Annotated in this window: 15 protein-coding genes; 8 read left to right on the top strand and 7 right to left on the bottom strand. The window is 70.8% G+C overall.

The genetic code is table 11. From position 1 onward, the window contains the following. Positions 1 to 171 precede the first annotated feature (171 nt). The 3 genes from AC5WRL_RS07655 to AC5WRL_RS07645 all read left to right on the top strand — a co-directional run bounded on the left by AC5WRL_RS07655 (position 172) and on the right by AC5WRL_RS07645 (position 10,478). Positions 172 to 3,447, top strand: coding sequence for a S8 family peptidase (locus AC5WRL_RS07655; protein WP_496087990.1), 3,276 nt, complete (start codon positions 172 to 174; stop codon positions 3,445 to 3,447). Positions 3,448 to 3,724: 277 nt separating this feature from the next. After that, a complete protein-coding gene (locus AC5WRL_RS07650) occupies positions 3,725 to 7,036 on the top strand; it encodes a S8 family peptidase (protein ID WP_496087583.1) in 3,312 nt (1,103 codons plus the stop codon). A gap of 118 nt (positions 7,037 to 7,154) precedes the next feature. Further along, positions 7,155 to 10,478 carry a S8 family peptidase gene (locus AC5WRL_RS07645; RefSeq protein ID WP_496087582.1) on the top strand — a complete coding sequence of 1,108 codons (3,324 nt, stop codon included), beginning with the start codon at positions 7,155 to 7,157 and terminating at the stop codon, positions 10,476 to 10,478. A 74-nt stretch (positions 10,479 to 10,552) separates the two neighbouring features. Here the strand turns inward: AC5WRL_RS07645 and pstB are convergent, their stop codons facing one another. The 4 genes from pstB to pstS form a co-directional block, all read right to left on the bottom strand. Next, positions 10,553 to 11,329, bottom strand: coding sequence for a phosphate ABC transporter ATP-binding protein PstB (pstB, locus tag AC5WRL_RS07640; protein ID WP_496087581.1), 777 nt, complete (start codon positions 11,327 to 11,329; stop codon positions 10,553 to 10,555). Positions 11,330 to 11,359: 30 nt separating this feature from the next. After that, positions 11,360 to 12,442 (bottom strand): phosphate ABC transporter permease PstA, encoded by a 1,083-nt coding sequence (gene pstA, locus AC5WRL_RS07635; protein WP_496087580.1) that lies wholly within the window; start codon positions 12,440 to 12,442, stop codon positions 11,360 to 11,362. Positions 12,443 to 12,548: 106 nt separating this feature from the next. Further along, on the bottom strand, positions 12,549 to 13,502 hold the full coding sequence (gene pstC / locus AC5WRL_RS07630) for a phosphate ABC transporter permease subunit PstC (RefSeq protein WP_496087579.1): 954 nt from the start codon (positions 13,500 to 13,502) through the stop codon (positions 12,549 to 12,551). A gap of 108 nt (positions 13,503 to 13,610) precedes the next feature. Next, entirely contained in the window at positions 13,611 to 14,711 is a 1,101-nt protein-coding gene (gene pstS, locus AC5WRL_RS07625) for a phosphate ABC transporter substrate-binding protein PstS (RefSeq protein WP_496087578.1), read from the bottom strand. 241 nt (positions 14,712 to 14,952) lie between these two features. Between pstS and AC5WRL_RS07620 the strand changes: the two genes are divergently transcribed. After that, positions 14,953 to 15,294: a metal-sensitive transcriptional regulator gene (locus AC5WRL_RS07620; RefSeq protein WP_496087577.1), complete on the top strand. Its 342-nt coding sequence runs from the start codon at positions 14,953 to 14,955 to the stop codon at positions 15,292 to 15,294. Between the two features lie 47 nt (positions 15,295 to 15,341). On the opposite strand, the gene AC5WRL_RS07615 is transcribed toward AC5WRL_RS07620, so the two are convergent. Further along, positions 15,342 to 16,142 (bottom strand): hypothetical protein, encoded by an 801-nt coding sequence (locus AC5WRL_RS07615; RefSeq protein WP_496087576.1) that lies wholly within the window; start codon positions 16,140 to 16,142, stop codon positions 15,342 to 15,344. 43 nt (positions 16,143 to 16,185) lie between these two features. Between AC5WRL_RS07615 and AC5WRL_RS07610 the strand changes: the two genes are divergently transcribed. Next, positions 16,186 to 16,359, top strand: a complete 174-nt coding sequence (locus AC5WRL_RS07610) for a hypothetical protein (protein ID WP_496087575.1) — start codon at positions 16,186 to 16,188, stop codon at positions 16,357 to 16,359. Positions 16,360 to 16,422: 63 nt separating this feature from the next. Here the strand turns inward: AC5WRL_RS07610 and AC5WRL_RS07605 are convergent, their stop codons facing one another. Further along, a complete protein-coding gene (locus tag AC5WRL_RS07605; protein WP_496087574.1) occupies positions 16,423 to 17,169 on the bottom strand; it encodes a phosphatase PAP2 family protein in 747 nt (248 codons plus the stop codon). Between the two features lie 171 nt (positions 17,170 to 17,340). Next, positions 17,341 to 18,324, bottom strand: coding sequence for a C40 family peptidase (locus AC5WRL_RS07600; RefSeq protein WP_496087989.1), 984 nt, complete (start codon positions 18,322 to 18,324; stop codon positions 17,341 to 17,343). A 151-nt stretch (positions 18,325 to 18,475) separates the two neighbouring features. On the opposite strand from AC5WRL_RS07600, the gene AC5WRL_RS07595 reads away from it, so the two are divergent. From AC5WRL_RS07595 to AC5WRL_RS07585, 3 genes are read left to right on the top strand one after another with little or no spacing between them, the layout of a single operon-like run. Further along, a complete protein-coding gene (locus tag AC5WRL_RS07595; protein ID WP_019431847.1) occupies positions 18,476 to 18,784 on the top strand; it encodes a DUF8827 family protein in 309 nt (102 codons plus the stop codon). 5 nt (positions 18,785 to 18,789) lie between these two features. Then, positions 18,790 to 19,785, top strand: a complete 996-nt coding sequence (locus AC5WRL_RS07590; protein ID WP_496087573.1) for a Vgb family protein — start codon at positions 18,790 to 18,792, stop codon at positions 19,783 to 19,785. Between the two features lie 53 nt (positions 19,786 to 19,838). Next, positions 19,839 to 20,171: an alpha/beta hydrolase gene (locus tag AC5WRL_RS07585; protein WP_496087572.1), complete on the top strand. Its 333-nt coding sequence runs from the start codon at positions 19,839 to 19,841 to the stop codon at positions 20,169 to 20,171.

Genomic DNA, 20,171 nt, shown 5'->3' with positions numbered 1-20,171 from the left:
TGCACATTTCCTCCATGAACCGCCGTCTCGGAGCCCCACCGGCCCGGACATGATCTGGGCGACGCGGGGGGCAGCGGACGCCCTCCGCCATCGGTGCACAACCGACATGTGGGGGCAAAATTGCGGAAGAAATTCCATCGTTCCCTTGCGGCCGGAGCCATCGCCGTGGCGATGGCGGCGGGCGCGGCCCTTCCGGCCGTGGCCGCCCCGGGCGGCGGCAACGGGGGCAGTGACCTCAGCGGGGCCGGCTCCGCGAGCAGCGCCGGCGATGTCCAGGTCACCCTCATCACGGGCGACCGGGTCATCGTCGACCGGGACGGCAACGCCAAGGGTCTGATACGCGGCGCGGGCCGCGAATCCATACCCGTCCAGCAGCTCACCATCGACGGCCAGTCCTACGTCATCCCGGCCGACGCCCGCTCACTCATCCGGGCCGGCTCCCTCGACCAGCGGCTGTTCAACGTCAGCCAGCTGGCCACCGAGCGCTACCAGCGGGCCGGCGGACTGCCGCTGATCGTCACCTACACCGGCAACGCCCGGCAGCAGGACACCGCCGCCGCGCTGCTCGCCGACGCCGCACCCGACGGCGCCCAGGACCGTACCGTCCTGGACTCCCTCAACGGCGAGGCGTTCACCGTCACCGCCGAGGAGACCAGCAGCCTGTGGGACGCGCTCACCCGCCCCGCCGGCGGTGACGGGTTCACCCTGGCCGCCACCCCGGGCATCGCCACCATCGCGCTGGACGGCGTGGCGAAGAAGAACCTCGCCGAATCCGTACCGCAGATCGGCGCCCCGCAGGCGTGGGAGGCCGGCTACGACGGCGAGGGCATCACCGTCGCCGTCGTCGACACCGGCGTCAGCGACCAGCACCCCGACCTGGCCGGCGGCAAGGTCATCGCCTCGCAGAACTTCGCCACCGACGCGGCCGACGACGTCGACCGCGACGGTCACGGCACCCACGTCGCCTCCACGGTGGCGGGCACCGGCGCGCACTCCGGCGGCACGTACACCGGGGTCGCGCCCGGCGCCGACATCATCGCCGCCAAGGTGCTCGACGACGACGGCTACGGCTGGGAGTCGGACATCGTCGCCGGGATGGAGTGGGCGGTCGAACAGGGCGCCGACATCGTCTCCCTGAGCCTGGGCGGCCTGGCAGGACCGGAGATCGACCCGATGGAGGAAGCCGTCAACCGGCTCTCCGCCACCTCCGACGCGCTGTTCGTCATCGCGGCCGGCAACGAGGGCCCCGGCGCCGGCACCATCGGCACCCCGGGCACCGCCGACGCCGCGCTCACCATCGGCGCCGTCGACAAGTCCGACGAACTCGCCTGGTTCTCCTCCATCGGCCCGCGCACCCGCGACGGCGCGCTCAAGCCCGATGTCACCGCCCCCGGCGTCGACATCGGCGCGGCCGGCGCCCCGGGCGCCGCGATCTGGGACTACGGCCGACCGGTCGCGGACGGCTACGTCTCCATCTCCGGCACCTCGATGGCCACCCCGCACGTCTCCGGCACGGCGGCGCTGCTCAAGCAGAAGCACCCCGACTGGACCGGCGAGCAGCTCAAGGCGGCCCTCACCGGCTCCACCGTCGGCGGCGAGGGGCTGACCGCCTTCCAGCAGGGCTCGGGACGGGTCAATGTGCCCTCCGCGCTGGACGTGACGGTCATCGCCGAAACCACCTCGCTCAGCTTCGGCACCGTCCCCTTCCCGCACGAGGACGCCGACCCGGTGGTCCGCGAGCTGACCTACCGCAACCTGGGTGACACGGACATCACCCTCGACCTGTCCACCGAGACGCTGGACCCCGAGGGCAACGCCGCGCCCGACGGTGCCTTCACCCTCTCCGCCGACCAGGTCACGGTCCCGGCGGGCGGCACCGCCACCGTCGAGGCCACCGCCGACACCTCGCACGGCGGCGACCTCTACGGCGTCTACAGCCTGTACGTCACGGCGAGCGGCGGGGACCAGTCGGTCCGCACCGCCGGCGCCGTCGACCGCGAGGCCGAGAAGTTCGACGTCAATCTCGACGTCATCGGCCGCGACGGCAGCGCCAGTGCCTACTACTGGGGCGACCTGTTCGACCTGAACACCGGCGACTGGTACGACCTGTACGACGGCATCCGGGTCCCCGAGGGCGACTACGCCGTGGCCGTCGCCGTACTCGAACCGGACGCGGACGACGAGTGGATCGACGGCGCCGACTGGCTGCTGAACCCCGATGTGCGGGTGACCGGGGACACCACCCTCACCTTCGACGCCCGGGACGCCGAGGAGGTCGTGTACGCCTCCCCGGACGACGCCGCCGAACAGACCGATCTCATCATCGGCTTCCAGCTGCACACCTCCGAGCAGTCCTTCAACTCCGCCTGGTCGGCCGGTGACCTGCCCCAGGGCTTCGGCTCCGCGCAGCTGGGCGACCCCGCCGAGGGCACCGAGCTGTTCGGCAACGCCTCCACCGTCTGGGAGCGGGGCGACACCGAGTACCACGGCTACGACTTCCGGCCCGAGGGCTTCTACACCGGTCTCGACCGGCGGATGAAGACCGAGGACCTCGCGGAGATCGACACCCGGCAGGGCTCCCCGGTCCCCGGCGAGATGGGGTCGCTGTTCACCTTCCCCGAGAAGATGGGCTTCGCCACCAGCTACACCAAGGAACTGCCGCGTACCACCCAGGTGTTCGTCGAGACGACCAGCACCGACTGGTCGCAGGATCTGTGGCTGGTCGATCTGAACGCTTCGTACTTCACCGAGAGCCGCTGGTACGAAGCCGGCCAGACCTACCGGGAGACCTTCAACACCGGGGTGTTCGGGCCGATCCTCGACCTGGACTACACCGGCGTGTTCCGGGAGGGCGACGTCCTGTACGGCCGGCTCGTCCCCTTCGCGGACGGCGGCGGCCACCTCGGCGGCACCCCGTACGACGAGGCGAGCGCCCGTACCGTGCTGTACCGGAACGGCGAGGAGTACGCGGTCTACAACGACATACTGGACTTCGCGTACTTCGAACTCCCGGCGGACGAGGCCGAGTACCGGCTGGTGACCAACGTCAGCCGGGACCCGGAGCTGTTCCCGGTGACGACCGAGGTCACCACCTCCCACACCTTCACCTCGGCCTCCGCCGGTGACGACGAGTTCACCCGGCTGCCCATCTCCGGGGTCCGTTACGCGCCGGAGCTGGCGCTGGACTCCACCGCCCCGGCCGGGAAGAAGTCCTTCCAGGTCCCGTTCACCGTGCAGGGCCCGGCGGCGGACGGCTACGGCGCGTCGGTGAAGATCTCCTACTCCACCGATGGCGGCGAGAACTGGAAGAACGCGCCGATCGCCTACGGCGCGGCGAAGGTCGACAACCCGAAGTCCGGCGGCTCGGTGTCGCTGCGCGCCGAGATCACCGACGGCGAGGGCAACACCGCCGTCCAGACCATCATCGACGCCTACCGCACCGCCTGATCCACCGCCTGATCCGCGGTCTGATCCGCGGTCTGATCCGTACGGCGGCCCGTCGCACTCCGGTGCGGCGGGCCGCCCGGCACGTACAGAGGTCTCCCGGCCACCATCGATCGGCCACAGCCGAAAACGACGCAATCCACCAAAAAACGCACGCGATCTTCACTCCACAGCCATAACCCCCGGCCGTCCGGCCTTCCGCACCGGACATGATCCGGGCGGCTCGACGCGCGGGCGTACGCCTGCCGCGACGGTTCACCACCTATCTGTGGGAGCAGACTTGCCGAAGAGATTCCATCGACCCCTCACGGCCGGAGCCATCGCGGTGGCCATGGCCGCCGGGCTCGCCGTAACCGCCGCCGCCGCACCCGGCGACCCCGGCCCCGGGACCGGCGGCCCCGCCGCCGGCCCCGCCGCAGTGCACGACCTGACCCTCATCACCGGCGACCGGGTCCTGGTCGACGGCGAGGGCACGTACCGCGGGCTGATACCCGCCGAGGGCCGGGAGTCCATACCCGTCCAGCGGCTCACCCTGGACGGCGAGACCCTGGTCATCCCGGCCGACGCCCGCTCCCTGATCCAGGCCGGAACCCTGGACGAGCGGCTGTTCAACATCACCCGGCTGGCCGCCGAGCGCTACCGCGCACTCGACGGACTGCCGCTGATCGTCACCTACGGCGGCAGCGCCCGGCAGCAGGAGACCGCCGCCACGCTGCTCGCCGACACCGCCGAGGACGCGGCCCACGACCGTACCCCGCTCGACTCCATCAACGGCGAGGCGTTCACCGTCACCGCCGAGGAGACCAGCAGCCTGTGGGACGCCCTGACCCGGCCCACCGGCGAGGGCGACGGCGCGTTCCGGCTCGCCGCCACCCCCGGCATCGCCACCGTCGCGCTCGACGGCGTGGCCCACAAGAGCCTGACCGAATCCGTACCGCAGATCGGCGCCCCGCAGGCGTGGGAGGCCGGCTACGACGGCGCGGGCGTGAAGATCGCCATCCTGGACACCGGGGTCAGCGAGGAACACGCCGACCTGGGCGGCGGCAAGGTCATCGCCGCCGAGGACTTCGCCGAGAGCGGCCACACCGGCGACCTCGACGGGCACGGCACGCATGTCGCCTCCACCGCCGCCGGTACCGGAGCCCACGCCGACGGCAGGTTCACCGGGGTGGCGCCGGGGGCCGACATCATCAACGCCAAGGTGCTGAACGACTTCGGCGGCGGCTGGGAATCCGGCGTCATCGCCGGCATGGAGTGGGCGGTCGAACAGGGCGCCGACATCGTCTCCATGAGCCTGGGCGGCACCGCCGGGAACACGATCAACCCGATGGAGGAGGCCGTCAACCGGCTCTCCGCCACCTCCGACGCCCTGTTCGTCGTCGCGGCCGGCAACTCGGGCCCGTCCGCCGGCACCATCAACACCCCCGGTACGGCGGACGCCGCCCTCACCATCGGCGCCGTCGACAAGGACGACAACCTCGCCGGCTTCTCCGGCACCGGCCCGCGCACCCGCGACGGCGCGCTCAAGCCCGATGTCACCGCCCCCGGCGTCGACATCGGCGCCGCCGGCGCGCCCGGGGCAGCGATCTGGAAGTACGGCGACTTCGTCGAGGACGGCTACGTCGCCATCTCCGGCACCTCGATGGCCACCCCGCACGTCTCCGGCGCCGCCGCGCTGCTCAAGCAGAAGCACCCCGACTGGAGCGGCGAGCAGCTCAAGGCCGCCCTCACCGGCTCCACCGTCGGCAACCCGGAGCTGTCCGCGACCCAGCAGGGCTCGGGGCGCATCGACGTACCTTCCGCCCTCGATGTGTCGGTCATCGCCGAGACCACCTCGCTCAGCTTCGGCACCGTCCCCTACCCGCACGAGGACGCCGACCCGGTCACCCGCGAGCTGACCTACCGCAACCTCGGCGACAGCGACATCACCCTCGACCTGTCCACCGAGACGCTCGACCCCGAGGGCAACGCGGCGCCCGCCGGGCTGTTCACCCTCTCCGCCGACCAGGTCACCGTCCCCGCCGGCGGCACCGCCACCGTCGAGGTCACCGCCGACACCGCGCGGGGCACCGCGTTCGGCATCCACAGCCTGTACATCACCGCCACCGGCGACGGCCAGTCCGTCCGCACCGCCGGCGCCGTCGACCGTGAGGCGGAGCGCTTCGAGGTCACCATCGACGCCCGCGACCAGGGCGGCGAGGAGTTCGGGGTGTGGGACGGCTACCTCGTCGACCTGAACACCGGCTACTTCGCGTGGCTGGACTCCGAGGAGGCCCCCAGCGTCCGGCTCCCGCAGGGCCGTTACGTGGTGAACATCAACATGTACGACGGCGACGAGGCGCTGTACTGGCTGATGCACCCCTCGCTGACCGTCGATGAGCCGTTGACGCTCCCCGCGCACGCCACCGACACGGCGGAGATCGCCATCACCGCGCCCGACCCGGCCGCCACCCGGCAGGATCAGGCGCTGGTGTACCGGCTCGTCGAGGACGGCGCGAGCGACGAGTTCTACGCCTCCTGGTACCTGCCCGGCTGGGAGGGCTCCTTCCACACCGCTCAGCTCGCCGACCCGGCGGACGACTGGCGGATCGAGAGCTACCTGACCACCGGGCTCTCCAACGGGGACACCGACTACAACACCTTCGACGAGAACCTTGACGGCTTCTTCACCGGGCTGAGCCGGGAGATGAAGGAATCGGATCTCGCCGAGGCGGTCACCCACATCGGTTCGCCGGCCGGCGCCGACCGGGGCGAGCTGTTCACCTGGCCCTACGTGGCGGGCGGCGAGCCGATCGGCCGCGAGATCAGCCTGCCCGGCACCCGGCGGGTGTTCATGGAGGGCGACCTCGGCTGGGTCCAGCAACTGTGGGTGGAGGAACCCGGGTTCGCCACGGTCATCGCCCGCGACCTGCCGGCCGCCCCCGGCGCGACGTACGAACGCACCTACAACATCGGCGTGTTCAGCCCCTCGCTGACCGGCTACTGGGGCGGCCTGTACCGCGACGGTGACGCGCTCATTGGCTCCCTCTACCCGTTGAGCGACGGGGCCGGGAACGAGGGCGGCGGCGAGTACGACACCGAGTACACCGTGCTCTACCGCGACGGCGTGGAGTACGTGCGGGTCGACTCGGCGTTCGACAGCATCTGGCCCTCGCTCGTCCTGCCGGCCGGCGAGGCGGAGTACCGCCTGGTCACCGGCGTCAGCCGGGATCCGCGGCAGTACCCGGTCGGTACGGAGATCACCGCCGATCTCACCTTCCGCTCCGCCCGCACCACCCAGGTGGAGACGCTGCCCATCAGCGTCGTCCGGTTCTCCCCCGAACTGGCGCTGGATTCCACCGCGCCGGCCGGCGAGAGCCTTGTCGTACCGCTGGTGATCCAGGGCGCGGCGCTGGACAACGGGGTGGACTCACTCACCGTCGAGGTGTCCTTCGACGGCGGCGCGAGCTGGAGTGGGAGCGCCGTCGAGGACGGCACGATCACCGTCGACAATCCGGCGGCCGGCGGCACCGTGTCACTGCGCGCGGCACTGACCGACGGCGACGGCAATGCCGTCACCATCACCGTCATCGACGCCTACCGCACCGCCTGATCACACATCACCTGATCACGTACACGACATCCACACCACGACGGGCGGCCCGCCGGGGCAACGGTTCCAGCGGGCCGCTCGTCTCACCGTTGATCACCCCCTTTGTACTGGAGGACAGTTGTCCAAGAAGCTTCCGCGCGGCCTGGCCGCCGGCGCGATCGCGGTGGCCATGGCCGCCGGGCTCGCCGTGTCGGCCGGGGCCGCGCCCGGCGACCCCGGCTCGGGAGCCGGCGGCGCCACCGCCGGCTCCGCCGGGCTGCACGACCTCATCCTCATCACCGGCGACCGGGTCCTGGTCGACGGCGAGGGTACGTTCCGCGGCCTGATCCCCGCTGCGGGCCGGGAGTCCATACCGGTCCAGACGCTCTCGCTGGGCGGCGAGACGCTCGTCATCCCGCGCGACGCGCAGTCGCTCATCGCCGCCGGGACGCTCGACCAGCGGCTGTTCAACGTCACCAGGCTCGCCGACGAGCGCTACCGCGAACTCGGCGGCCTGCCGCTGGTCGTCGGGTACGGCGGCAACGCCCGGCAGCAGGACACCGCCGCCGCGCTGCTGGCGGACGCCGCACCCGACGGCGCCCAGGACCGTACCGTCCTGGAATCCCTCAACGCTGAGGCGTTCACCGTCACCGCCGAGGAGACCGGCGGCCTGTGGGAGGCGCTGACCCGGCCGGACGGCGGTGACGCCTTCACGCTGGCCGCCACCCCGGGCATCGCCACCATCGCCCTGGACGGCGTGGTGCACAAGAGCCTGGCCGAGTCCGTACCGCAGATCGGCGCCCCGCAGGCGTGGGAGGCCGGCTACGACGGCACCGGCGTGAAGATCGCCGTCGTCGACACCGGCGTCAGCGACGAACACCCGGACCTGGCCGGCGTCAAGGTGACCGCCGCCGAGAACTTCTCGGACGCGGCCGACGCCGTCGACCGCGACGGCCACGGCACCCACGTCGCCTCCACCGCCGCCGGCACCGGCGCGCACTCGGACGGCGCCTACACCGGGGTCGCGCCGGGCGCCGAGCTGATCAGCGCCAAGGTGCTGGACGACGACGGCTACGGCTGGGAGTCGGGCATCATCGCCGGGATGGAGTGGGCGGTCGAACAGGGCGCCGACATCGTCTCCCTGAGCCTGGGCGGAACCGCCGGCCCGCAGATCGACGTGATGGAGGAGGCCGTCAACCAGCTCTCCGCCTCCTCGGACGCGCTGTTCGTCGTCGCGGCCGGCAACTCCGGGCCGCACCCCGGCACGATCGGCACCCCGGGCACCGCCGACGCCGCCCTGACCGTCGGCGCGGTCGACAAGTCCGACCGCCTCGCCGGCTTCTCCTCCATCGGCCCGCGCACCCGCGACGGCGGCCTCAAGCCCGATGTCACCGCCCCCGGCGTGGACATCGGCGCGGCCGGCGCGCCCGGGGCGGCGATCTGGGACTACGGCCGCCCGGTCGCGGACGGCTACGTCTCCATCTCGGGCACGTCGATGGCCACCCCGCACGTGTCGGGCGCGGCGGCGCTGCTCAAGCAGCAGCACCCCGACTGGACCGGGCAGCAGATCAAGGCCGCGCTGACCGCCTCCACCGTCGGCGGCCAGGGGCTGACCGCCTATCAGCAGGGCTCGGGCCGCGTCAATGTGCCCTCCGCGCTGGACGTGACGGTCATCGCCGAGACCACCTCGCTGCACTTCGGCGCGGTGCCCTTCCCGCACGAGGACGCCGACCCGGTCACCCGCGAGCTGACCTACCGCAACCTCGGCGACACGGACATCACCCTGGACCTGTCGGTGGAGAGCGTCGACCCGCAGGGCGACCCGGCCCCCGAGGGCACCTTCACCCTCGGCGCCGACCGGGTCACCGTCCCGGCCGGCGGCACCGCCACCGTCGAGGTCACCGCCGACACCTCGCACGGTGACAGCTACGGCGCCTACAGCGCGTACATCACCGCCACCGGCGACGGGCAGTCCGTGCGCACCGCGGGCGCCGTCGACCGCGAACCCGAGAAGCACGAGCTGACCCTCGATGTCCGCGACGCGCACGACGAGGTGGCGGACGAGTGGACCGGGTTCCTCGTCGACATGCGGACCTACGACTTCACCTTCCTCGACTCCGCGGACGGCAACACCATCCGGGTGCCCGAGGGCCGGTACACGGTGAATGTCTCGCTCGACGACCCGGCGGCCGACGCCCAGTACTGGATGATGGCCCCGGCCCTGGCCGTGGACGCCCCGACCACCCTGGCGGCGCACGCCACCGCCACCGAGGAGATCGCGTTCACCACCCAGGACCCGGACGCCGCCGTGGCCGACCTGATCGCGTCCTACCTGGTCGCCGCGCCGGGCGACGAGTTCGGCCTGAACGCGTCGGTGTTCAACTCCGGTGACCAGGCCCTGTACACCGCCCAGCTCATCGACGCCCCGCGCGGCTGGCACCTGACCGGCCGGGCGAGCGCCATGCTGCTGAACGGCGACACCGAGTACCACACGTACAACCAGCTCGACGGGCGGTTCTACACCGGGCTGCGCCGGGATCTCGACGAGCGGGAGCTGGCCGAGATCGTCACCCACCTCGGCTCGCCGACCCCCGGCGGCGGTGCGGTCGGCGCGCTGTTCACCTGGCCCTCGGTGGGCGGCGCGGAGGTGTTCGGCGTGGTGACGGAGCTGCCGGGCACCCGCCGGGTGTTCGTGGCGGAGGACGGCCTGGGCTGGAACCAGCAGCTGTGGCAGTTCGAGCCGGGTACCTCCTCGCACCAGCAGGACGACATTCCGGTGTCCGCGGGCGAGACGTACGAGCACACCTTCAACACCGGTGTCTTCGGTCCCTCCCTCGACACCTGGGGCACCGGCCTGTACCGCAGCGGCAACCAGCTCAGCGGCTCCATCGCCCTGCCGTCCGACGCCGGGGGGCACCGCGCGTACACCGGGTCCACCGAGGAGAGCACCGTGCTCTACGTGGACGGCGAGGAGCACGCCCGTGCCGATGTGATCATCGATGAGGCGCCGTACGGTCTGTTCACCATGGTGAGCCGGCGGGCCGAGTACCGCCTGGTGACCAGCCTCAGCCGGGACCCGCAGGAGTACGGGGTCGGTACGCGGATCACCGCCGACTTCAGCTTTGTCTCGGCGCGCAGCACCGACGAGGAGGAACCGCGGCTGCCCATCAGCGTCGTCCGGTTCGCCCCCGAGCTGGCGCTGGATTCCACCGCGCCGGCCGGCGAGAGCCTTGTCGTACCGCTGGTGATCCAGGGCGCGGCGCTGGACAATGGGGTGGACTCGCTCTCGGTCGAGGTGTCCTTCGACGGCGGCGCGAGCTGGAGTGGGAGCGCCGTCGAGGACGGCGCGATCACCGTCGACAATCCGGCGGCCGGCGGCACCGTGTCACTGCGCGCGGCGCTGACGGACGGCGACGGCAATGCCGTCACCATCACCGTCATCGACGCGTACCGCACCGCCTGACGGGAAGAGGAAAGACCTGAGCGGCCCGCCCGGCTGGGGGCGGGCCGCTCAGCCATGTCCGGGCGAGGCCGGGCTCAGCCGAAGCGCCCGGAGATGTAGTCCTCGGTGGCGCGGACGGTGGGGTTGGAGAAGATCCGCTCGGTGTCGCCGATCTCGATGAGCTTGCCGGGCTGGCCGACGGCGGCGAGGTTGAAGAAGGCGGTACGGTCCGACACCCGGGCCGCCTGCTGCATGTTGTGGGTGACGATCACGATGGTGAAGGTCGACTTCAGCTGCCCGATGAGGTCTTCGATGGCGAGGGTGGAGATCGGGTCGAGCGCGGAGCACGGCTCGTCCATCAGCAGCACCTCGGGCTCGACGGCGGTGGCGCGGGCGATGCACAGCCGCTGCTGCTGGCCGCCGGAGAGCCCGGAGCCCGGCTTGGTCAGGCGGTCCTTGACCTCGTTCCACAGGTTGGCGCCGCGCAGGTTCTTCTCCACGATGTCGTCCAGCTCGGACTTGCGGTACGAGCCGTTCAGCCGCAGGCCGGCCGCCACGTTGTCGTAGATGGACATGGTGGGGAACGGGTTGGGCCGCTGGAAGACCATGCCGATGGTGCGGCGTACCGACACCGGATCGACGCCGGGACCGTACAGATCCTCGTCGTCCAGCAGCACCTTGCCCTCCACCCGGCCGCCGGGGGTGACCTCGTGCATCCGGTTGAGGGTGCGCAGGAACGTGGACTTGCCGCAGCCGGAGGGGCCGATGAACGCGGTCACCGACTTGGGTTCGACATGCATGGAGATGTCGTCGATCGCCTTGTGGGCGCCGTAGTACGCGGTCAGGCCGGTGACATCGATGCGCTTGGCCATGGGGGTACCTCCTTACTCACAGGTGGCCGGTCAGCGGCCGGTCTTCGGGGCCTTCCAGCGGGCGATGGCCCGGGCGGCGAGGTTGAGGATCATGATGAACGCGATCAGGACGAGGGCGGCGGCCCAGGCCCGGTCGTAGCCGGACTGGGTGCCGACCGCCCACTGTTCGTACACGAACAGCGGCAGCGAGGACTGGGCGCCCTCGAAGGGGTTGCCGTTGATCATGTTGTTGCCGAAGACCAGCAGGATGATCGGGGCGGTCTCACCGGCGATCCGGGCCAGGGCGAGCATGATGCCGGTGGTGATGCCGCCGATCGCGGTGGGCAGCACCACCTTGAGGATGGTGCGCCACTTGGGGATACCGAGGGCCAGCGATGCCTCGCGCAGTTCGTTGGGGACGAGCTTGAGCATCTCCTCGGTGGAGCGGACGACGATCGGCATCATCAGGATGGACAGGGCGAGGGCGCCGGCGAAGCCGGAGTAGCCGAAGCCCAGCATCATGATCCACAGCGAGAGGACGAACAGGCCGGCCACGATGGAGGGGATGCCGGTCATCACGTCCACGAAGAAGGTGATGGCGCGGGCGAGCCGTCCTGAGCCGTACTCGACCAGGTAGACGGCGGTGAGCAGGCCGAGCGGGATGGCGATGACGGAGGCGAGCAGCACCTGCTCGACGGTGCCGAGCAGCGCGTGGTAGACGCCGCCGCCGTCCTGCCAGCTGAGCACGCCGTTCATGGAGTGGGTGAGGAAGTACCAGCTGACGCCGGGGATGCCGCGCGCGATGGTCTCCCACAGGAGGGAGGCGAGCGGGATGACGGCGATGAGGAAGCTGGTCCACACCAGGGAGGCGGCGAGCCGGTCGACGGCCTGGCGGCGGCCCTCGACGGCCGAGGTGAGGGCGAAGCCGCCGATGACGAAGACGGCGGCGGCGATCAGGCCCCACTGGAGGCGGCTGTCGAGGCCGGCGACGAGTCCGGTGGCGGTGCCGATGGCGGCCGAGGCGAGCAGCAGCGCGCCGCGTGACCAGGCGGGCAGCCGGGGCTGCCGCAGGGTGGTGGGGCGTACGGAGGGCCGCGGCGGCTCCTCGACGAGGGTGGTCTGGCTGTTGGTCATGCTCCGGCCCTTTGATTCGCGTCTCCGCCCGCGCCGCGATCTGCGGGCTTCGCTGTCAGCTGCGTCTGCGTCTGCGTCTGCGGCGCGTCGGCCGCGCGTGCGTCGCTCATGAGGCCCCCGAGTACTCCTTGCGGCGCGCGATGATGAGCCGGGCGGCGCCGTTGACCAGCAGGGTGAGGACGAACAGCACCAGGCCGGAGGCGATGAGGGCGTCGCGGCCCATGGAGCCGGCCTCCTTGAACTGGCTGGCGATGTTCTGGGCGAAGGTGCCGCCGCCGGACTCCAGCAGGCTGGCGTTGATGAGGAAGCTGGGCGACAGGACGGTGGCCACGGCCATGGTCTCGCCGAGGGCGCGGCCCAGGCCGAGCATGGAGGCACTGATGATTCCGGAGCGGCCGAAGGGCAGCACGGTCATCCTGATCACCTCCCAGCGGGTGGCGCCGAGGGCGAGGGCGGCTTCCTCGTGGGCCTTGGGGGTCTGTTTGAAGACCTCGCGGGTGACGCTGGTGATGATCGGCAGGATCATGATCGCCAGCAGGATGCCGACCGTCATCAGGGAGCGGGCCGGGGTGCCGTTGTAGGCGAAGATCCCGGTCCAGCCGAAGAACTGGTTGAGCCAGTCGAAGAGGCCGGTCATGTGGGGGACGAGGAAGAGCGCGCCCCACAGGCCGTAGATGATGCTGGGGACGGCGGCCAGCAGATCGACCACGTAGCCGATCGGGCCGGCGAGGCGGCGCGGCGCGTAGTGCGAGATGAACAGCGCGATCCCTATGGCCACCGGGACGGCGAGCGCCATCGCGATGACGGAGGAGACCACGGTGCCGAAGAGCAGCACCGCGATGCCGAAGACGGGGGGTGAGGCGTTGGCGTCCCACTGGAAGGTGGTGAGGAAGTTGCCCTCGTTGTGGGCGATGGCGACGGCCGCGCGGATGCTGAGGAAGACGGCGATGGCCGCCATGATCACCAGGAGGGTGATCCCCGATCCCTTGGAGAGGTTGCTGAAGACCCGGTCACCGAGGCGCACCGTGTTCTTCTGGGGGGCGGCGGCGGGCATTCCCATGAGTTTTCCGCTCATATCAGCTCAGATATTGACTCAGAAGTAAGGACGGCGGCGGCGGCGTGGTGGGCGGCGGCGGTGACGGCGGTGACGATGGCGGCGGTGTTCACGTCAGGACATCCCGGCCACGCGGTCGCGGACCTGCCCGATGATCTGGTCCGGGATCGGCGCGTAGTCGATCTCGGCGAGTGCGCCCTGTCCCTCGTCGCCGGCGGCGTAGCCGAGGAAGGCCCGGGTCAGATCGAGCGTGCCGGGGTTGTTTCCCTTGTCGCAGATGATCTCGTAGGTGACCAGAACGATCGGGTAGGCGCCCGGTTCGCGCGTTGCGTAGTCAAGTTCGAGCGCGAGGTCGCCGTCGGTGCCTACGACCTGTCCGGCGGCGATGGCGGCTGAGGCGTTCTCCACGGAGACCGCGACCGGCTCGGGCGCGCCGGTGTCGATGGCCACCGTGCTGATGTTGTTCTGGTGCGCGTACGACAGTTCGAAGTACGCGATCGCCCCGGCGTTCTGCTGCACCATGCCGACCAGGCCGGAGGAGCCGTCGGCGGCCTGGCCGCCCTTCCCGCTCCAGTTCTTGTCGGGCTCGTAGGGCCATTGCTCGGGGGCCGAGCCGTGCAGGTACTTGGTGAGGTTGTCGGTGGTGCCCGAGCCGTCCGAGCGGTGGAACGCGGTGATCGGCAGGCTGGGCAGCGTGACGCCCGGGTTGAGCGCGGCGATCGCCGGGTCGTCCCAGCGGGTGATGGCGGAGTCGAAGATCCGCGCCAGGGTCGGGGCGTCCAGGACGAGGTCGTTCACGCCGGGCAGGTTGTAGCCGATCGCGATCGGCCCGGCCGCCATCGGCAGGTGAATGGCCTGCCCGCCGTCCCGGCACACCGCGCGGGAGGCGGCCAGCTCCTCGTCGCTCATGAGGGAGTCGGAGCCGGCGAAGGCGGTGCGGCCCTGGAGAAACTCCTGGATGCCGGCGCCGGAGCCGGTCGCCTTGTAGTTGATCTGGCTGCCGTCACAATTCGCCTGGTAGGTGTTCACCCAGACCTCCATGGCGTTGGCCTGTGCGCTGGAGCCGGAGGCGAGCAGCGAGCCGCTGGGCCCGCAGGCGATGTGGTCGGCGGAGAAGTCCACCGCGCCGGGCAGCCCGGAGTTGTCATCGGTACCGCAGGCGGCAGTGAGGAGCAGAGCGCTGGAGACCAGGGCAGCTGCGGCGCCAAGCTTCACTGTCGTTAGTTCCTTCCGGGAGACGTCCGAGACCGAAAGTAGGCAGAGCAGATGAAGCGACTGAAGGTCATAAGTGAACAGAAAATGAACCCCACAGGGCAGCCCGGTAGACCGGACGCCACCACATGTCACCCGGGAGGTGCACGATACTGCCAGGCAGACGGCACATTCGTTACGCTATACCCATCGGGGGTATGGCGCGCAGATCCGCAGATCCGCAGGTCCGCAGGGAAGGACGATCATGACCACCACCGAGGAGACGCCCGTACCGGCCGGACCGGCCACCCCGGCCACCGCGGGCCCGCACGGCTACAGCAAGGACAAGGACGCCCACCTCAAACGCCTGCGCCGCATCGAAGGACAGATCCGCGGCCTCCAGCGCATGGTCGACGAGGACGTCTACTGCATCGACATACTCACCCAGGTCTCCGCCTCCACCAAGGCGCTCCAGTCCTTCGCGCTCCAGCTGCTCGAAGAACACCTGCGGCACTGCGTCGCCCACGCCGCCCAGGAGGGCGGCCCCGAGATCGACGCCAAGGTCGCCGAGGCCACCGCGGCCATCGCCCGCCTGCTGCGCACGTAACCGGGGCCGGCTCCACGGTTCACCTACGGCGTCACCCGAACGTCACCTCAGCCGACCGCACCCGCGTAGATGTCCTCCGGCACCGGCAGCGTCACCACCACCGGCGTGCCGAAGCCGGAGAACTCCACCGTCGAGGCCACATCGATCCCCTCGGGACCGGCCCCGCTCCCCAGGCTGAACTGATGCCGGATCTTGCGCGGCAGCCCGTCCACCCCCAGATACACGTCGAACGGCACCACCGTGTCCGCGAACCCCGCCAGCGCCGCCGTCAGCTGCTCCCCCGCCGGACCCGACGCCTCCCGCGCCGCCACCACCAGATCCGCCACCCCCCGGAAGTGCCGCACCCACTCCCCGCCCAGCTCGAACCCGGGCAGCTCCCGTACGCTCACCACGCCGCGCAGCAGCTCGGCCGCCAGCAGCGGCTCGGTGGCGCCGTTCGCCACCAGATTGCCGTCCGTGAGCGTGGTGACATCCAGCCGCACCCACTTGTCGGGCGGCACCCCCGCGCCCCGGTTCTTCATGTACAGCGCACCCGGGGTGAACACCTCCGTCAACGGCGGCGCCGCCCCGGCCGGCACCTCAAGCGGCAGCGTCACCCGCAGTTCACCGGAGCGGGTCACAAAGTCGTAGCCACCCTCACCGCGGATCGTCACCCGAGTGCCGCCCGAGGCCATCTCCATCGCCGTCGCCACCAGCGAGCTGCCCGCGTCCGCCAGCGCCGCCGGCACCTGCCGCACCGTCTCCCGCGCCTGCCGCGCCCCAGCCTCTTCCCCGGCCGCCGCGCCGGTCCCCGTGCACCCGCAGACCGCGAGCAGCAGGGCGGCCAGCGAGGCGATTCTGCCCACCATGGCCTGCCTAACGATGGCGACCGCCACTCGTTACCGTGGAGAGGTGCACGAAGCGAGCGAGAACGGTGATCCGATGACGCACGAGGTCACCCTCCAGGAACGCGGACCGTTCATCGCCCCCAGATGCAGCTGCGGCTGGTACGGCCCCGCCCGCCGTTCCCGCCCGCTGGCCCGCGACGAGGCCGCCGCCCACACGGAAACGGCCCGCCCCGCCTGAGAACAGACGGAACGGGCCGGAGGAAAAGAGCACCGGGCGCCCGGCGAACGATCAACGAAGGACCTAGGAGGTGGCAACCCCACGCCGGGCCCGCGCCCGGTGCCGGCCACCGCCGTCGTCCCCGCCCTGCTCGCCGTCACCACCGGCCGGCTCACCCGGCTCGCCGGCCCCGCCGTCCCGGTCCCGGTCCGGCCGCATGTCCTCACCCACCGCGATCCAGCCGAACACCCGGGTACCGGCCAGCACCCGCACCAGCGGGGTCAGCGCGTACAGCGCCAGCGGCGACAGCAGCAGCGCCACCGCCGTGGCCAGCGCGAAACCGCCCAGCACATCGGTGGGGTAGTGCACCCCGGTGAACACCCGGCCCACGCCCTGCACGATGGCGAGCGCGATCGCCGCGATACCGATCTTGCGGTGCACCAGCAGCAGCCCCACCGCGATCGCCATCGCCCCGGCGGAGTGATCGCTCACGAACGACCAGCCGGTCTTCCCCTCCACCAGCACATGCAGATCGGGATGGTCGATGAACGGTCTGGGCCGCGCCACGAAACTGCTGATCGGCTGGTTGATCAGATACGACACCCCGGCCGCGCCCAGCGCCCACGACACCCCGGCCACCGCCTGCGCGGAGCCGGGCCGGGACCGTACCAGGAACCAGGTGCCCAGCACCGCCAGCACCAGGCCGATCGCGAAGCCGTACTCCACGAGGAACGTCACGGCATCGGACACCCAGCCCGGCAGGCTGTCGGCGTAGCCGTTGATCTTGTAGAGCAGATCGACATCGATGTCAGGGTTGTCGAGTCCAGCCATGTGCCGTTACGGCCCCTTCATCATGTCGTCGTGGGGTGGGGGGAGGGACGCCCGCGTACCCGTCCAGGAAACGCCATGTTCCGCGCCCGGAGTTCCGATGTCCCCGAAAGAGCACCACAGCGTTACCGAAGAGAGACGCCCGTCAAGTGACGGAACGCAACCGGAAGACTACTACCCGGCAGTGGGCCGCGTCGCGCCGAAATAATCGGCCGAATCGATGGGGTCGAAGCGGATCTCGGCGCCAGTGTACGGGGCGTCGATCATGTAGCCGCCCCCTACATAGATGCCCACATGGTGGATGCTGCGGGAGTCGGTCAGGTCGTTCGCGAAGAACACCAGGTCCCCGGGAAGCAGCTCATCACGCTCCGGATGGGGCCCGGCCTCCCACTGGTCATTGGCGACCCGGGGCAGCTCTATCCCCACCGCCTCGTACGCCGCCTTCGTCAGCCCCGAGCAGTCGAACCGCCCGTCGTGCTCCGGAGTGCCGTTGCCGCCCCACAGATAAGGGGTACCGAGCTGATCCTGCGCGAAGTGCACCGCACCGGCCGCCAGCTCGGACGGCGCCAGCCGCTCCTGGTCCTCCGGCGGCGCGGCGAAACTCTCCTCCGCGCCCCGGATGATGCGCACGTAGTTCTGGGTCTCGGTGTACGGAGGGACGCCGCCGTACTGGATCACCGCGTACGGGCCGGCGTTGTAGGCGGCCAGCATGTTCTCGACCGGATCCCCCGGCACGTCGCGCACATAGGACGCGAGAGCGCAGTCGTAGGTGGCGGCGGACGGAATGGCGTCCTCCGGATCCCAGACGTCGGCGACCCCGTCCCCATTGGCGTCGATGCCGTGCACCGCCCACGTCGACGGGATGAACTGCGCTATGCCCTGCGCCTCGGCATGGCTCTGGGCGCGCGGGTTCCAGCCGCTCTCCTGGCTCAACTGGGCGGCGAGCAGCGCCGGCGACAGCTCGTCGCACAGATTGCCCCACTCCTGCACCAGAGCCTCGTACTCGGCGGGCACCGCGTTCTTGGCGAGCTTCCCGCCGTTCTTGCCGGCCCCGCCCACCATCCCGGCGGCGGCGCTGTACACCCCCACCACCAGCAGCGCCACGAACAACGCCAGGCCACCCAGCCCCAGCCCGGCGACCAGCGCCACCTTGCGCATCACCCACCGCTCCCCTCGATCTCCCCCAGTCTGCCCGCCGTTTCCCCGAACACAACCGGCGGGGACCGTACTTCGGACAGTGTGGCGTGGCACAATCGCAAGCGGAGAGCGAGTATCGAACAGCACAGAGCCAGTTGGGCGGTGAACCCGGATGTTCCTTGCGGCGGACTCAGAGGACATCACAGAACTCATCGGCGGTATCGCCCCGGACTGGGGGCCGTTCGCCACGGTGGGCGATGAGGCACGGACGATGATCCAGGTGATCATGGCGCTCGCCATCCTGATCTGCCTGGGCATCGCGATCTGGGGGGCGGCCAAGCAGCGGATCGGCTCCACCGCGATGCGGGACTCCTTCAGCGCGGAGCAGGGCAAGGGCCTCATCGTGGCCGGGCTGACCGGGGTGTTCATCATCGGTTCGCTGGGCACCTTGTTCACCATCATCTACGGCATGGCGGTCTAACCGCGATGCGCAGGGCGCTGGCGGTGGCGGCGGTCGTGGCCGTGGCCGCCCTGGCCACGGCCTGCGCGGGCGGCCCGGCGGCCAACCGGGCGGCCCAGGTGGCGCAGGTGCCGGGTCCGGGTGACGCTCCCACGAAAGAACCTGAAGGAGAGACGCCTTCGGAGGAAGAGCCCCCCGAAGATCCGGTAGTGGTGGCCCCGTCCGAGGGCACGGTGGCAATAGCGGAAACGATCACCGAGAACCTCCCCGACGACCTGCGCCGAGCGGCTCAACTCCCGGACGGCACGCTGCTGCTGACGGCGGAGACCGGCGGCACGGTCTACCAGGTGAACCCGGCGACGGGAGCCGTGACGGAGGCCGGCGAAGTGGAGAGCACCGCCGAAGAGACGACCATCGTCGACATAGCGGCCTCAGAGGCCGGCGTGTACATCGCCTACGAAGGCTCGGAGAACAACCGGATCTCCCGCTACACCTACGAGTCCGGCACCCTCCGCCCCGCCGGCTCCGCCGCCGCCCGCGATCTGCCGCGCGGCGCGGGCCTGATGGCGTTCGGCCCGGACGGCATGCTGTACGCGAGCACCGGCCCGGCCGGCGAGATCCTCCGCATCGACCCGGCCCGCCCCACCGCCACCACCCCCATCTCCACCGGCCACGCCGACCTGCGCGGCCTGGCCTGGGACCCGATGGGCCAGCTGTGGACGATCGACCCCGGCAACGGCACCACCACCGACGTCCTGCCCATCACCCCCGAGAACCCCCTCCCCCCGGCCGACACCACCGTCCCGGCCACCCAGGACCCCACCGACCTGACCCAGGTGGCCGGCTCGCTGTGGATGACCACGGAATCCGGCACCCTGTGGCGCTACCCCCTCCCCGGCGCCACCCCCGAGCCGTTCCTGACCAACGACCTGGGCCCCCTGCACGCCGTCCTCCCCACCCCGGACGGCGAGGACCTGTACCTCCTGACGTCCACGAGTCTGCTGCGGCTCACCGTCACCTGACCTCGCCCGACGGCGCGCCGCAGGGTGGGTCCCGGCACGGACCGTACGGGGGAGTGGCCAACACGACCGGCGACAACCATCTCACCGTGGTGGGCCACAGCTACGGCTCCACCATGGTGGGAGCGGCGGACAAGGGCGGAGATGGCCTGGGAGCCGACGACGTCATCGTCGTCGGCAGCCCGGGCATGAGCGTGAGCAAGGCGCGAGACCTGCACATCGACCCGGAACACCTGTGGGTCGGGATGGCGGACGACGACCCCATCCCCGCCATTTCAGCGAGCAGACGCTGGGTGTGGGCCCGCACAAGAGCTACTTCGGCGCACAGCAGATGTATGTCGATACATCGGGCCACAGCGGCTACTGGGACGAGGGAAGCGAGAGTTTGA

It is taken from the genome of Streptomyces sp. NTD107, assembly GCF_059510435.1.
Note: the sequence above shows the minus strand (reverse complement) of the source record. Positions and strands in the feature narration are given on the sequence as shown.